Here is a 14,337-nt window from a genome sequence, read left to right on the forward strand (position 1 = left end):
ATGAAACATTAGCTCCCGGTCCGGATGTTGCGGAATAAATGTCCATTGCCAACCCAGCTGCGGTCATTCGAATAACGCCGGTAACTGACCGTTCCTGGCTGATTGGTGCCCAACAAGGACAGAATCGGACTTGCCTCCTATCTGTCTTCTGCCGTGACATCGCCCGATGACCCAGACAGACGCATCCCAACGATCATCTTCGGCACTCTAGTGAAAGTCACTCAACGTCTTTGACCAGATCCTGATCGAGCCAGCTCGTGGCAAGCGCCCAAGTGACCGCTCCTGGCCGACGGCACTTAACGCCGCGACGAGGCAGCGGCACGCACCGGATGCCGCACGGCGCGAATCTCCAGCGCGCTCTGCACAAAACCACGCACCAAAAGATCCGCGACTCTTTCTCGGTGCTTCGAGATTCAAGCCGCGCCATCGTTCACTCCGTCTGGAACGGGAGCGCCATAGTCTGGCGCCTCGTCGGTAAGTTGATCCCATGTAGGACCGTCGTCATCGTCAAGCAGCAATTCAGCGCCATCAAGTCATCCGGTTGCAATAGGCTACCGTCGTTCTCAAACACCGCAGGCATGTCCCCCCTCCCGGTTATCAGCATTCTCTTTCGGTTTGTGCGGCTTTCGCTTTCACCCGCTGGATCGTCTGCCGCGTAGTTTGGTGCGCTCTCGCAAGGGCGCTGATGCTCTCGCCCGCTTCGAGCCTTTCGAGCTCCTGCCGTTGCCATGCGTTTGTGAACGCGGGATTGCGTCCCGGTATTTTGCCGGCAGCCTTCGCTCGAGCGATGCCCGCGTTGGTCCGCTCGATCAGCAGATCGCGCTCGAATTCGGCGACCGCCGCAATCACACCCATCGTCATCTTGCCCGGGCGCAGACATAAGATCGACACCGCCAAGCGCCATGCAATGGACGCGAACCCCCGTGTTATCGAGCAGCTCGAAGGTTGTGCGCACGTCCATCACATTGCGCCGTGGACGGTCCAGTTTCGTTACGACCAGCACGTCTCCGCTTTCAAGCCTGTTTAGCGGGCTCGCAAACCCGGGGCGTTCGCTCGCCGCGACCGATCCGCTGATCTGCTCGGTGACGATGCGATTACTGCTCACTTACCGCCGAACGGCTGCCCGCAGACACCATCGGACGGTGTTTGACCTTGCGCTGTTCGGTAATTGTCTGGTAAGTCACGCTGCGACACCTTTTTGGGTAAGTAACGAGTAAGTCCCCCGGTTCTACAGTCGACTCCGTCCCATCTATCCACTTCAGGAACGGCTGTGAAGAAGACGTTTCCCCGTGGGAACCAGCTATTGCTGGTCGTTGCCTCGGCCTGCTTCTATTCGGGCACGGCCTGGGCCGACGGTGCCAGCGCGTATCCGCCCACCGTAGAGGACTCGGGCTTCACCGTGCTGAGCAATTCGACGAACGTGACCCACACCTGGGGGCTCGGTGCAGCAGCCGGCATCGAGCAGGCCCCCTACAAGGGCTGCGGCGCCAAATTCACGCCGATCCCACTGATCTTCTTCGAGAACAAATGGGTGCATGCGTTCGGCACCGCGCTTGACCTCAAGATCGGCAAATGGAGTAACGTGAGCTTCTCGCTGCGCGGCAAGTATGCGATCGCCGACGGCTACAAGCAGTCGGATGCGCCGATCCTCAATGGCATGCAAGACCGTAACGGCGCGTTCTGGTATGGTCCGGCGCTCTCCTGGCACACCGCGTTCGGCACGCTTTCCGGTGAGTTTCTCGCCGGCGGCAACAAGGGCGAAATGGCCAGCGTCGACTTCAGCAAGTCCTTCGAGTACGGTAACTTTTCGATCGAGCCGCACGTCGGCGCCGAATGGCTGAGCAGCAAGTATGTCGACTACTACTACGGCGTGCGACCGTCAGAAGTGCGCGCAGGGCGCCCGGCTTATTCAGGAAACTCGACCTACGAGATGTCGGTGGGCGCGCGTGTCGACTATAAGTTCACGCGCCATCAGCTCGTGATTCTCGATGTCGGCGCTTCGCATCTTGGCAGTGGCATCACCGACAGCCCGCTGGTGGGAAAGAGGTTCATTCCGCAAGCCAGAATCGGCTACCTTTATCAATTTAATTGAGCCCAGCATCATGTCGCGAGTTGCACTGATCGAAGACCACGAGCGTCTCGCCAGCATGGTGCGCAGGGCGCTGACGGAAGCGGGAATCGAAGCCGATCACTTCCGCAATGTATCCGAGGCGAGCTACGGTGTGACCCGTGCCGAATACGCGGTGCTGATCATCGACCGCGGATTGCCGGACGGAGATGGACTCGCTTTTCTGCGCGACTTGCGCACCGGGGGCCAGATGACGCCGTGCCTGATGTTGACCGCACGCGATGCGCTGCACGATCGTGTCGACGGCCTCGAAAGCGGCGCCGACGACTACGTGACCAAGCCGTTCGCGATGAGCGAGCTGGTCGCACGGGTGCGTACATTGATGCGCCGACCACCAGCGATCGAGGAGCTGGTGCTGTCGTCGTTGACATCACGGTGGATCCGCAGCAACGCCTGATGCGCAGTAGAACGCGGTCGGTACTGCTTGCCCCAGCCGAACTGCAGATCATGCTATGCCTCGTGAAGGCCGGCAGACGGTAAGCAGCCTGTTGTCGGGCACGAGCTTTGTCGTCTGGCTTTACTGACAGGGAGTGGGGTGCCCTCAGGATTCGGACTTTTTATGTGCCGTCGGGCTGCCGATGGGCTGCCGATGGGTGTCCAAATCTAGTTCCGCGCGCTGCGGAAGTATATGGAACGAAACTGGTCCGGTACCGGGCGTTACCGCGATGACGGACCAGCTCTTTGAATGGAGACGCAGAGGTGCCGCGTGCTCAGAGGGCGATGCTAGCGACCGGGTGGGGCACCAACGGCTCGCCAATCTGACGGCTTAATGACCGAAGTAAATTGGCTTCATGCCGTCATTGGCTGCAGGGCGGACCGCTGCGGGGGCGTCGGATGCCGACGAACCGCTGATCACTCCACCCACCCCGCTGGTGTCAGCAACGAGAGCCTGTGCCGTTGCCGTTTGCGCATTTTGCGCAGCCACCTTGGCTTCAGCAGCCTGTATCTGTGCTGGATAGGTGGTCTTGTCACCATCGCCCGGGTGATAGCCAGCATTTTCCAGCTGGACCAGTTCCGCGCGGACCTGGGCGCGGGTCACAGGCGCATTCGCTTGAGCGAACACGACAACCGGTGCAGCAAGGGCAGCGGCAACAACAACGGCTTGAATCAGGGACTTCATGGTTACTACCTCCAGACTTTGTTTTGTCCTGCTACGAACAGCCCTGTTCGTAAATCAGTGAACACAGTCTAGGTAAGTACACACTTAACATGAAGACCCCTTCCTGCATAAGACTTTTGCTAAATATGGGTAAACCCTAGTGAGGTCTCGGCTGCCGCTATCTGCGGTCCGAAATCCATACGCTGTTCAAAAACGAACGATTTCGGATACTCCGGCAAATCGGATGATCTGTTCGATCAGGAGTTCAAGACGTGGACGCCGGACCAAACGAAGTCGTTTTTCCGCGCCGGGATGGCGGATGACTTTTTCGCCAGCAACATCAACAACGTGTACTGGGTGCTGACGCTCAACGTCGTCGGTCGCGAAGGACGGCAGATGTTCGTGCAGATGCGCGGCGCGCGAGCGCCGACAGGTCGAAGGTGCGGCAGTTCCGGACGCTCGATGTCGCCGTGCGGGCGGCCGGCGAGACTGGTTGCGATGTCAGGTCAATTGGTATCGCGAGGTTCGGCCACAAGCCGTGTATTGCCTGCCCTATGCAAAGGGCACGGCACCGAATGAACCGCGCAAACCTGCATGGAACCCTGTAGGTCCATCATATTAACTACCTCCTGCTAGTCGCGAAACTGTGGCACCGGGTCACAATTACAACTGCGCCTTACGCGATTGCAGCGCTGAGTCGGTTTGCACTTATTTGCGCCTGGCTGTCATCTTTAACAACCGCTATTGGCCGGCGGCCGGCGACACTACGCTCGGGGTCGCCAGCGTGTTGTGACTCCCGGGAGCGTTGGTGAGGGACGACGAGCTATTGTTCGTGCTGTTCGGCAGACCCGAGTTCGGCGACGCGGCGCCCATGCCGCTGTCCGAATTGGTGACGCCAGGCGTGCCATAGCCGCTCGTTGCATTGGCCGGCGACACCGCGGCCGGCGACACGGTGGTCGGGGTCGCCAGCGTGTTGTTGCTCTGTGCATAAGCGCCGCCCGACAGCGTGAGTGCGGCGACGGCCGCGATTAATGTGCTGGTTGCCTTGTTCATGCCCCCTTCCTCCTTGATTGGACTGGAATTTCGACGCAAACGATCCATTCGTATTTTTCCATAGCGGTCGTTGGACGCTTGGCTCTTGGCGATCAAACAAACTCGCGCGACCGTTCGCAGTGGTGCACGTGACGCAGATCACAGATCGCCGCTCAGGGCTGGCAACGAGACACGTACTTCATTCCTGGAAAGAATCTACGCCCGCCTAGAACCTACCTAGGTGACCGGCACCTCGTTTATGCCCACGATGCCCTCTATGTCTCAATCAGCTCAAGCGACGCGCGATAAGGCTTCTCAGGCCGGCATTGCACAGTATTGACGACATACGGTGCGCCGACAGCGCCGGATCGAGTCCATAGCAGCTGATACCAAGTGTAGGAAAGCGGTCGCTGATAATTAAGCGCATTGTTCGCAAGGGTGAATTTCGATTTTTGGGGTTACCCCTACTGGGTTCTGGTCCCCAATCTGAGGCCGGAGTGGTTCGGCATTGCGCGGCACATGCTACGTGACCCGGGAGGAAACTGATTGGGATGCGTGGATAGCGAACAGCCAGTGGAGCGGGGGCCGGTGAGCAAACCTGCAAACGAACTCCCCCACGACTGGCGACGATCTGGGCGGAAGAACCGAACGTCGATTCCTGGCCGCGTACTGCCCGTCGCGTCCAACAGAACCAGGCCCCGGTCGGCGATCAATGTTGACGTATAACCACCCATACCGCCAGGACGCCTCCCGACGCTCACGCGCCTGGACCGGGCTCTCGCGCTACGCGTCGAGCCGCGTTCCGCATCTCCCCCTGGCGGGCATCAATCCCTGGCGCAGCAGTCAACCCCATCGCCTTCTAGCCAGGCGTGGCCGGCACGGCCACGCAGCCGCGCCTGCCGCGCGGCATCCCTGCCCGGTCAACCCGATGTATGGCATGCACTGGGTTCCCAGGTTCCCGCCCTTGACCCGCGACGGTAGCCGCTAGCAGGCGCGCATCAAGGGGCTAGGGCCAGTGCTGCGCGCACCCCTCCCTCGCCTTTTTTCTTGACGCCCGCCCGCTATCGGCTCCTCAAATCGCACGGGCGGAAACCCGGGAACCTGGCGGCAGCAAAGCCAACCCCGGGTTCCACCGGGAGGTGTCCAACCGCAACTGCAAGGCACATCCCTTCGACCGGTTCAAGTCCTCAACCCTTTTTGCTGTGGAGACTGCCATGCAACTCGCTTCCGCTTTCCGTTGCGGTTCCCCGATGCTTCGCGCCGATTGGCCCCTGTCGGACGATCAGATCCGCCGCGTCGCCCCCAGATCTCGGGCGACGAAGCCAACGAAATCGTGCTGCTGAACTCGCACGACGGCACGAACAGCTACCAGATGCTCGCGGGCGTGCTGCGCTTTGTCTGCCAGAACGGCATGGTCGCACGCGACAACGTGGCCGATATCCGCGTGCCGCACAAGGGCAACGTCGTTCAGAACGTCATCAATGGCGCGTTCGACGTGCTCGACGGTTTCGACCTGATCCGCGAGCAGAAGGACGGCATGCGCGACGTCACGCTCAACCGCGACGAACAGTATGCGTTCGCCCGCGCCGCGCTCGCGTTGCGCTACGACCCGACCGACGCCGAGACCCCCGCTCCGATCACCGAATGCCAGTTACTCGCCCCGCGCCGCTTCGAGGATCGTCGCGATGACCTCTGGACCGTCTTCAACCGCGTGCAGGAAAACCTCACGAAAGGTGGCCTGCATGGAAGCTCGCGCACCGGCCGCTCAATGTCCACGCGCCCCATCACCGGCATCGACCAGAACGTGAAGCTCAATCGCGCCCTCTGAATGCTCGCGGACGCGATGCGCCAGATGAAGGCGTAAGCACGGCAGGGGTGGCACCCCGCCGCCTCGCCCCATATCTTTCTATCAGGACTCCTATCCGGATCGATTCCTGATGGTTTCCGGCAGCACCCTGACCCGGAACTTCCCTTCCCACCTTCTGGAGTCAATCATGTAAGCCCATGAAATTGAAACCACCACGGCCAACGCCACCGAAACCGCGCCGGTACTCGAAACCCGCTTCGGTAACGAGCAGCCGGTCATAACCGTGCCGTATTCCAGTCTGCGTCCTCGCCGCTCAATGCCCGCACGGCACCGCTCACGGGTATTCCAGCCCTTGCCGTCAGCATCCGTGCAAAGGGCCTGCTGCAGAACCGGGCGGTGTCGCACAAGCGTTCTGGAATCTGTTGCTCAACCGTGCGAAAGCTGGACGCATAAGGTCATCTAGCCGGCCCAACTCGCCTGAACGAAGGTAGTAATTCGCGATGCAATGGCTGGTGGCGCTGCTCTCGTCGACGGTTCGGGTTTTGCGCCACCTGGCAAACGCAGCGCGTTCCGAGGGCGCGAGCTTGTTCCAAGCACTTCACATGTCAATTCACTGCACGGCGCGCCCTGGCATTCCCTCTATGGGCAGGCCCTTTACGTACGGCGATGTTGCGAAGCCAATTGGCCAGCCCTGAAGACTCACAAGCCTATCGCCGTGTGTCACAACCGGCACCCGCGTGGATTGATCGACCGGGGACGCCACCACATGTCAGATCATGTCGGCACCCCGGATCGTGACCTCGCGAACGTCGCGCCGATTGACCACGGGTCGCGCATCAAGGTCATCAATTGCGCTCAGAAGTAGTGCATGATGCCCAAGTAGCCGCCTTGCTGGTTGTGGCCCGGCAGCGGTAGGGAGTCGGCCGTTTCAACCGGGAACGCGGACTGCTTGCCGTTGAACATTGCTCCGACGGTCAGGTAGAGGAATGTCCGTTTTGACAGGTTGTAGGTGGTGCCGAGCGCCCCGAGGTTGCCGGTGCCCCCTCCGTGATTGACGTTGCCGTGATACCAGCCGGCCTGGAACGCCAGCGCGCTCGTAGCCTGCCAGGAGGCACCTAGCCACTCCTGCTGGCTACGCGTTGCCGCGAACGGATTGAACGTGGTCGCGACCGTATCCTGTCCGGACGACACCAGCAGCTGGTAGCCGGTAAATAATTTGACTGGCCCGAGTGTATAGGTGCCCCCGATCATGTACTCTCGCGAAGCCGTGTACAGGTCGGAGAATTGCCCGTTGACATCGCGGATTTCTTCGTACACCCCGTACGCCGCAAAATTCACGAGTGTATATTGCGCGCTCACGCTGAACTGGCGGCCACCCTGGAAGTTACCAGCCTCGTTGCCAAATCCATTCTGCACGCGGAACGAGAATCCCGCCCAGATCGGCGAATTGTAGGTAACGACGTTTGACCGCGGCCCCCACGCTCGTCCGAAGGCGAAGTTGGCGATACCAGTTCCTACCTGCTCTGCCAACGGGTCAATGTACCAGCCGGTTTCGTCGGTCAGGCTCATGGCGCGGCCGAACCAGATACTTCCGAATTTTTCGTGGGCAAGGCCTACATACGCATCTCGGGTGAAGATCGTGTCAGGTGCAAGCTGGCCGTTGCCGGATGTAAACAGACTTTCGAGTTTAAAGACCGCATGCACACCGCCGCCGAGGTCTTCATCGCCTTTCAGGCCAAACCAGCTGTACCCGTACTGATTACTGCCGAACCGGAAATTGTGCTTTGACTGACCATCTGGCGTCGCGACATTTGTCACGTAGTCGAGGCCGGCCGCAATGCGCCCGTACAGGGTCACAGAGCCCTGTGCGTTTGCATTGCAAATCCCGATGGTTGCCAATGCCACAAATAATGCGAGCTTTTTCATTTTGTCATCCTCAACGAAAATAATCTCCATGAATAACGCGGAGGCCTCTTTCTGGGCCGCACCGTACAGAACGAACCCGTGGTCTTTCCCTGATTCGCACAGATAGACCGTAGGGCCATTCAATCGCCTGGATCTACCTCTGGCACAAGTCATAATCGAACGAAGCAAACCATCGCACTACTAACTACAACCCGACATTTCCCAGATCTGATCAATCAATTCGCTCCGCCAGCGGCATTGCGGACACGCATTCCTGTACGCCGCCCCGCACAACCCTCGACGATCGTCAGCGCGGACGCAGAGAGAAACGACTACCCCCTCGACCTGCGAAGTGTTCGCAGAAATTTCGGAAGATGGCGTACTGTCGTCGCCAGCAGAATCGCGCAGGCCTGAACGAGGAGCTGAACAGCGGGGCCTGCGCCAAGCGCCAGCACGAGCTGGCCGAGTTGCGCCATGAAGAGCGCGGCCACGGCACTTGCGACGACACTGCCTCTGCCACCCGTGAACGGCGTGCCTCCGACCACTACGGCTGCGATCGCCGGCAGGAGATAGTCGTTACCCGAAGTCTGCGACGCGCTTCCGATGAATCCGGCGAGCAGCATGCCCGCCGCGGAAAAGCAAACGGCGGAAGCGAGGTAGGCCCCAATTCTGTACTTCAGCACGTTGACCCCTGCGGCTTCGGCCGCGCGCGGGTTCACCCCTACGGCGACGAACCTGCGCCCTACCGTGGTCTTGCGGGTAATGACCCACGCGGTCGCCACGAACGCGAAGGCGAACCAGACGTTGGCCGGGAGCCCTAGGAACTGGGCGTGCGAAATGGTTTGCATGACGGTCGGGACGTCAACCGGAACGTTGCCGGTCAACGAGCGTGCGCAGCCAATCAGCAGCGCGTTGACGGCAAGCGTCGCCACCAGCGGCGTAATCGCGACCCTCGAGATGAGCGCACCATTGATGATTCCAACGATCCCGCCGACGCAGACAGTAATAATGACGGCAAGGACGATGGAATTGAATGCGAATCCCGTTCTGGCCATGACAATGCCGGCGAGCGAAACCATACCGATTGCCGACATATCCAGCCCGCGCTGCTGGATGACCAACGTTTGGCCGGTCGCAACGATCGCAAGAATACCGGCGAACGGAAGCATGGCCAGGATCGAGCCTCGCGTCATCGTGCCCGGCGCGACAATGACGCTGCAGCCGAAGAGCAGGATCAGCCCGACCCAGATCCATGAGAATTCATCAACCGCGGGTAGCCGTGCCGGCTTTGTTTTTGATTTCGGCTTGGAGGGCTCAAGGTATTCCGACATAACTTCCGCCTGTTTGTGCGTTGCGTTTCTCATTTCGCCACCACTATTTCTCTGCTCTTGGAATAGAGCGCGACTGCCGCGAGGATCATCCCGCCCAGGAGGTACGACTGCCACGAGTCTCCGATATCGAGGAATGAGGTGACGACGTTCACCTGAATGATAAGGAGCGCACCCAGCAGCGAACCGACGAAGGAGCCGCGTCCGCCAAACAGGCTTGCGCCGCCGATCACTACCGCTGCGACGCTTCCGAGCGTGTAGTTGATGCCGGCGCTGGCGTCGCCAGAGCCGGCCTGCGCCATCATGGGCACGGCAGCGACGCCAGCAAGGAACGAACACCCCATGTACGCGGCGAGCGACGTCAGCTGCGGGTGGGCGCCGGACATACGCGCCGCCTCGACGCGGGAGCCGACGCCGCGCAGCGTTAGACCGGCCCTCGACTTGAACAACGCGATTTCGAGCACCACGGCCATCGCGATTGCCACAATCACGACAATGGGCATGACGCCGATCTGGGCACCGATCGACTCCACGACGGAATCAGCGATCAGGCCACCCGGAACCGGCCGAAGGAGCAGTGACACCGCTTGAAGCGCCATGTACGTCGCGAGTGTCGCCACCATCGGATGCAGCCGGAACGGGCCGACAAGCGTCCAGTTCACGAGTCCGACGGCAAGGGCGACGAACAACACGATCACCCATCCAGAGAGCTGATAGCCTGGCGAGGCGCCATCATTCAGGAAGAACGACTGTATGACGACGATCAGCCCCATGAGCGGCCCGACCGAAAGATCGATCCCGCCAACCAGCATGAGAATCTGCTGCCCGTATGCGACGATGGCCAGTGTCGCCACGAGCGCCAGCATGCCGCTCAGGTTTCGCGCAGAAAGGTAGGTCGGATTGACGGCCGCCGCATACAGGCCGAGCGCACAGACTGCAACGGCAAGCATCACGAGCGGCGCCCAATCCCCAGCAGCCCACTTCCAGAGCCCGGAGGTCCGGGACGCGCCCTTCTCCCGCTCAGTCGTTGCCGTCAAGACGGCAGACGTGATGTTGTTCTCACTGACGGCGTCCTCGCCCAAATCCTTAACGACATGGCCACGCGAGAAGATGAGCACGCGGTCACAGAGTCCCGCCACCTCGTGCGCATCAGACGAAACGACGATCACGGCGGTGCCTGCTGCTGCGGCCTCGCGAAGCACCTTGTAGATTTCCATCCGTGCGCCAATGTCCACGCCCTGGGTCGGCTCGTCGACCAGCAGCACCTTGGGATGGCTGGCGAGGACACTCGCCAGCACAAGCTTTTGCTGGTTACCGCCCGACAAGCTACGAATAGGCGTGTCGATGGATGGCGTCTTGACAGCGAATCTCGTCACGGCGTCCATGGCACGCTTTGCTTCGCTGCGCTGGCTCACCCATCCCTTGATGGAATCGAATCGGAGACTGCGGATCGAGAAATTCTCGCGCACCGACAATTCGCCGAAAATGCCCTCGCGACGACGGTCGCCCGGCAGATAACGGATGCCCGAATCGGCGGCAGCCTGCGAGTTGCGAAGCTTCGCGGGAATGCCGGCCACCGTGACGCTGCCGCGGCTTCGCGCCTGTCCCGCGAGGGCTCGCATGAACTCCCGCTGGCCGTTGCCGTCGATCCCCGCGAGGCCGACAATCTCGCCTTGCTTGACCTGAACCGATATGTCGGTAAAGCCGGCACCACGCAGCTTTGTTACGTCGAGTAAGACGCTTGCGCCGCCATTGTTACCCTTGGCCGGGAAGTCGCGTTCGAGCGCACCTCCAACGATCAGTTCGACGATTTCCTGTTCGCTGAGACCCGCGGCCTCATAGGTACCCTGGCCCTGACCGTCGCGAAGAACCGTCAGGCGATGCGCAATCCTCTGCACTTCGCGGATCCGGTGCGAGATATAGACGACCGAACAACCCGAAGCCGTTATCTTGCGGATGCGCTCGAACAGACGGTCGACGTCTTCTGTCAACAGGTGTTCGGTCGGTTCGTCGAGGACCAGTACCTTGGGCTTTGCAGCAAGCGCTTTGACAATTTCAACGATGAACCGCTGCTCGGGGCCCAAGCTCACCACGCGCTCGTTCGAATCGATTGCAACATCGTCGCTCCATTGCTTCAGGAGCCCTCGCGCCCATTGCGCAACCTCCATCAAGGACGGACGCTGCTCGACAGGCACGCCGAGATAAAGGTTTTCCGCTACGGTCAGATCGGGCATGAGCGCCGGTTCCTGCCGTACGATAGCCAACCCCAACCGGCGTGCCTGCTCCGTGTCGCCTCGCGTTTCCGTGCCGTCGATCACGACGCGTCCTTTCTCCGGAACGAGGGCGCCGGACGCGACGGCCATGAGCGTGGACTTGCCGGCCCCGTTCTCGCCAACGAGACCGTGCACCTCGCCCTCGACCACCGAGAACGTCACGTTGTCTAGCGCCCGCACTCCGGGGAAAATCTTGGTGACACCATCGACCTGCAGCAGTGTTTTCTGGTCATTCATGATTCATCTCGAACAATTACTGTGCAAATACTTCCTTGGGCCTGTCGGCCGGAAGCGCGGAGGAGAGAACTTTGCGTGCCAGTCAGGCCATAAGCGAGTCGAACATATTGATCCTTGATTCCGTTGCCAGATGGTGCCCAACGCGTCCACCAGTTACATTGCTATGTTGTACGAATTATTTAAAAATTAACGTGCATTTTCTTGTTCTTCTTATCTGTCTGCACCAGATTTACTCCGTGCTTGCAGGGCTTCGGGTGGACGTAAAGGCAAATGCAATTCAGCAGCCAAATCGCGGGCTATGCAGGCAGGTAACGCCTTGCCCGGCATTCCTCTGTTTATTTTTTAACCCGTACCGGTGCACAACAGGATCGACGGCAGTTGGTCAACGAGGCAGCGTCGAGATGCGAAGCATCATCCGTGCTCCCGCATATCATTTAACGTACGATGATGCTATGCCAGATCGCTTTATATAGAATGATGTGTTTCGGAATGAACAAAGTCAAGCGCCCTGGGGAATCTCCCTACCCATGTCGCACGGAACACGGATTTCACATGGGTGTCACCTGAAGGCGGCGCGCGACTGCGCGCGGCGACGCCGCAACTGATTGCGTGACGCGTCGTCGCCGTAATCCGTGATCGTCTGGTTATTCTTGAGCGTGATGCAATGCAAAGACGGACGAGCCCGCCGGCAGCGGTGACTCGCGGGTCGACGGGCAGATCGGGGAAGATGCGCAAGTCGTAACTGGATGCCGTCGCGGGATCAGAGCCTGTCGATCCTCGACGAGGCGGCGACCGAATCGGCAACAGTGTTCGGCCTGTCGTCGATATTGTGTGTACGACTTATGTGAGGCCTCGCAGTTCGCCGGGTTGACGAGCACATAGCAGCATTGGCTCTCCTGGACCTCGAACATCATCTCGCGCCGCGCGCAATCGTTCAGTTCAGGGTGGCTACGTGCTCAATGCGGTTTCAAGGCCACAGACGTCTCCCCTTTCCCCGCACCCCGCACCCGGCACCCGGCATCGGCGCGCATTTCGCAAATCCTCATTGTTGACCTCTGCGCGACGCGGAGCGGGCAACTAGCACAAATCGCCTCCATGCGAGGAGGCGGTAGCTTCGTCAGCTGGATCGCTGTTGACTCTGATTTAACCGGTCGCTCAATAGACCCACGATCTGGATGCCGATCAGTCGATTCGCACCCGCTTGCGTGTCTGATCGGACCTCTCGATGGCATCAATCACCTTGTGAAGGGCTACTGCGTCATCGAAATCAGGGGCGATGCTGGTTCCATGAACCAGGTCCTCGGCCATCTGCCGATAGATGGCTGCCACATTTCGCGCAAAGCCCGTATCCACGAAATCGAAGTCGTGCGACTTCGCCGCCTCCACCTCGCCATACCCCTGTTCACCCCTCCGGCCAGCCTCCACGCGCAACGGCGAGATATTGATGACGGGAACCTGGTCATTCGTCGCGGTCATGCGCAGATCGCCAAGCGTTCCGTTGATCTCCCACAGCAGCCGCGTGCCGCGCGGCAGGCCGCCGCGGAGCACCAGCGACAGCGGTGCTCCCGACTTCAAAACGGCATTCACCATCACATGGTCGTGTGTTTGCATCGGGATCGAGTCACCCGTCCCGACGATGCGCACGGTCTTCCGTCGCTGCGACACCACGCCCGCCACCTCGTCGACGGGGCCGAGCACACTTTGCACGGCAGCAAGCGCATGCCCACCCATGATCGACAGCATGGTAGCGCCGTTGCGCGAATCCATAGCGTAGGAGTCGCCGCGCGTGACCTCGTCACCCCAGGTAGGACCGCTGCCAAGGTAGGTCGACGACAACACGTCGCCCACGTATCCGTTAGCCACGATCTCGCGCACAAGTTCGACCTCGGGCGACGCGGTGGCCTGGGTGCCCACCACTGCCCGTACCTTGCGCTGCCTGGCGAGCGCGGCAAGCTCGACCGCTTCCGCAAGGCCGTTTCCGAGGGGCCATTCACAGTAAACATGCTTACCCGCCTCCAAAGCCGCAGTGACAACTTCACGATGGTGGGGAACTTTGACCGTTACGGCCACGACGTCGATTTCCGGCGAGGCCACTAGCGCCGCCACGTTCTCGAACGCGCGCGGAATACCAAAGGCCGCAGCGGCCGCCTTTGCGCTCGCGAGACTCGTATTTGCCACGCCGGCGGTCTCGAATACGTCGGACAGCGCACGCAGCGCAGGAATGTGAGCTGTCGTACCCCAACCGCGCTCCGTGCTGACTCCCACTACACCCACTCGAAAGCGTTTTTTCATAGCATCCTCGAAACCATTGAGTCATTTCTATCCAGACCGCCGCCTATTGCCAGGTGCGGTCCAAACCGAATCCCGCTCGATGTGGTCCGGAAACAGCGGGATAAAGGCTTAACGAATTAACTTCACTCACTCAATACAGCCGGCGATGCCTTCAATAGTGCATCGCATGTCCGAGCGTCTTTGCTGTGACGCGTCAGGTACTCGACGCGTAACGTCACGCCGGTCATTTGCCCACA

The 14,337-nt window shown here is 60.3% G+C and carries 8 protein-coding genes and 2 pseudogenes; 3 read left to right on the forward strand and 7 right to left on the reverse strand.

What is annotated here, in order from left to right:
- Positions 1-597: 597 nt before the first annotated feature.
- Positions 598-1,105, reverse strand: a pseudogene (locus P0D89_RS46240) (recombinase family protein); the annotation flags it as partial.
- 165 nt (positions 1,106-1,270) lie between these two features.
- On the opposite strand from P0D89_RS46240, the gene P0D89_RS46245 reads away from it, so the two are divergent.
- Complete coding sequence (locus tag P0D89_RS46245) at positions 1,271-2,092, forward strand: MipA/OmpV family protein (protein WP_408368772.1); 822 nt, start codon at positions 1,271-1,273, stop codon at positions 2,090-2,092.
- Positions 2,093-2,102: 10 nt separating this feature from the next.
- Positions 2,103-2,525, forward strand: a complete 423-nt coding sequence (locus P0D89_RS46250) for a response regulator (protein WP_408368771.1) — start codon at positions 2,103-2,105, stop codon at positions 2,523-2,525.
- Between the two features lie 369 nt (positions 2,526-2,894).
- Here the strand turns inward: P0D89_RS46250 and P0D89_RS46255 are convergent, their stop codons facing one another.
- Both P0D89_RS46255 and P0D89_RS46260 read right to left on the reverse strand, forming a co-directional pair.
- On the reverse strand, positions 2,895-3,248 hold the full coding sequence (locus P0D89_RS46255) for a DUF4148 domain-containing protein (protein WP_408368769.1): 354 nt from the start codon (positions 3,246-3,248) through the stop codon (positions 2,895-2,897).
- Between the two features lie 720 nt (positions 3,249-3,968).
- Entirely contained in the window at positions 3,969-4,280 is a 312-nt protein-coding gene (locus P0D89_RS46260; protein WP_408368767.1) for a hypothetical protein, read from the reverse strand.
- 1,193 nt (positions 4,281-5,473) lie between these two features.
- Between P0D89_RS46260 and P0D89_RS46265 the strand changes: the two are divergent.
- A pseudogene (locus P0D89_RS46265) lies at positions 5,474-6,087 on the forward strand (DUF932 domain-containing protein).
- An 834-nt stretch (positions 6,088-6,921) separates the two neighbouring features.
- Here P0D89_RS46265 and P0D89_RS46270 read toward each other — a convergent pair.
- From P0D89_RS46270 to P0D89_RS46285, 4 genes are all read right to left on the reverse strand, one after another.
- The gene (locus P0D89_RS46270; protein WP_408368765.1) at positions 6,922-7,992 is read right to left on the reverse strand and encodes a porin; all 1,071 of its coding nucleotides are present in this window, start codon (positions 7,990-7,992) and stop codon (positions 6,922-6,924) included.
- A gap of 311 nt (positions 7,993-8,303) precedes the next feature.
- Positions 8,304-9,302 (reverse strand): ABC transporter permease, encoded by a 999-nt coding sequence (locus P0D89_RS46275; RefSeq protein WP_408368763.1) that lies wholly within the window; start codon positions 9,300-9,302, stop codon positions 8,304-8,306.
- A 29-nt stretch (positions 9,303-9,331) separates the two neighbouring features.
- Positions 9,332-11,809 carry an ATP-binding cassette domain-containing protein gene (locus P0D89_RS46280; protein ID WP_408378797.1) on the reverse strand — a complete coding sequence of 826 codons (2,478 nt, stop codon included), beginning with the start codon at positions 11,807-11,809 and terminating at the stop codon, positions 9,332-9,334.
- A 1,182-nt stretch (positions 11,810-12,991) separates the two neighbouring features.
- A complete protein-coding gene (locus P0D89_RS46285) occupies positions 12,992-14,101 on the reverse strand; it encodes a Gfo/Idh/MocA family protein (protein ID WP_408368759.1) in 1,110 nt (369 codons plus the stop codon).
- Positions 14,102-14,337 lie beyond the last annotated feature (236 nt).

Origin of the sequence: Paraburkholderia sp. RL18-085-BIA-A (assembly GCF_046027075.1) — a bacterium.
GTDB lineage: Bacteria > Pseudomonadota > Gammaproteobacteria > Burkholderiales > Burkholderiaceae > Paraburkholderia.

Coding starts and splice junctions, on each gene's coding strand:
- P0D89_RS46255 (WP_408368769.1), bottom strand. CDS start 3,248: ATGAAGTCCCTGATTCAAGCCGTTGTTGTTGCCGCTGCCCTTGCTGCA.
- P0D89_RS46280 (WP_408378797.1), bottom strand. CDS start 11,809: ATGAATGACCAGAAAACACTGCTGCAGGTCGATGGTGTCACCAAGATT.
- P0D89_RS46285 (WP_408368759.1), bottom strand. CDS start 14,101: ATGAAAAAACGCTTTCGAGTGGGTGTAGTGGGAGTCAGCACGGAGCGC.
- P0D89_RS46250 (WP_408368771.1), top strand. CDS start 2,103: ATGTCGCGAGTTGCACTGATCGAAGACCACGAGCGTCTCGCCAGCATG.
- P0D89_RS46270 (WP_408368765.1), bottom strand. CDS start 7,992: ATGAAAAAGCTCGCATTATTTGTGGCATTGGCAACCATCGGGATTTGC.
- P0D89_RS46275 (WP_408368763.1), bottom strand. CDS start 9,302: ATGTCGGAATACCTTGAGCCCTCCAAGCCGAAATCAAAAACAAAGCCG.
- P0D89_RS46260 (WP_408368767.1), bottom strand. CDS start 4,280: ATGAACAAGGCAACCAGCACATTAATCGCGGCCGTCGCCGCACTCACG.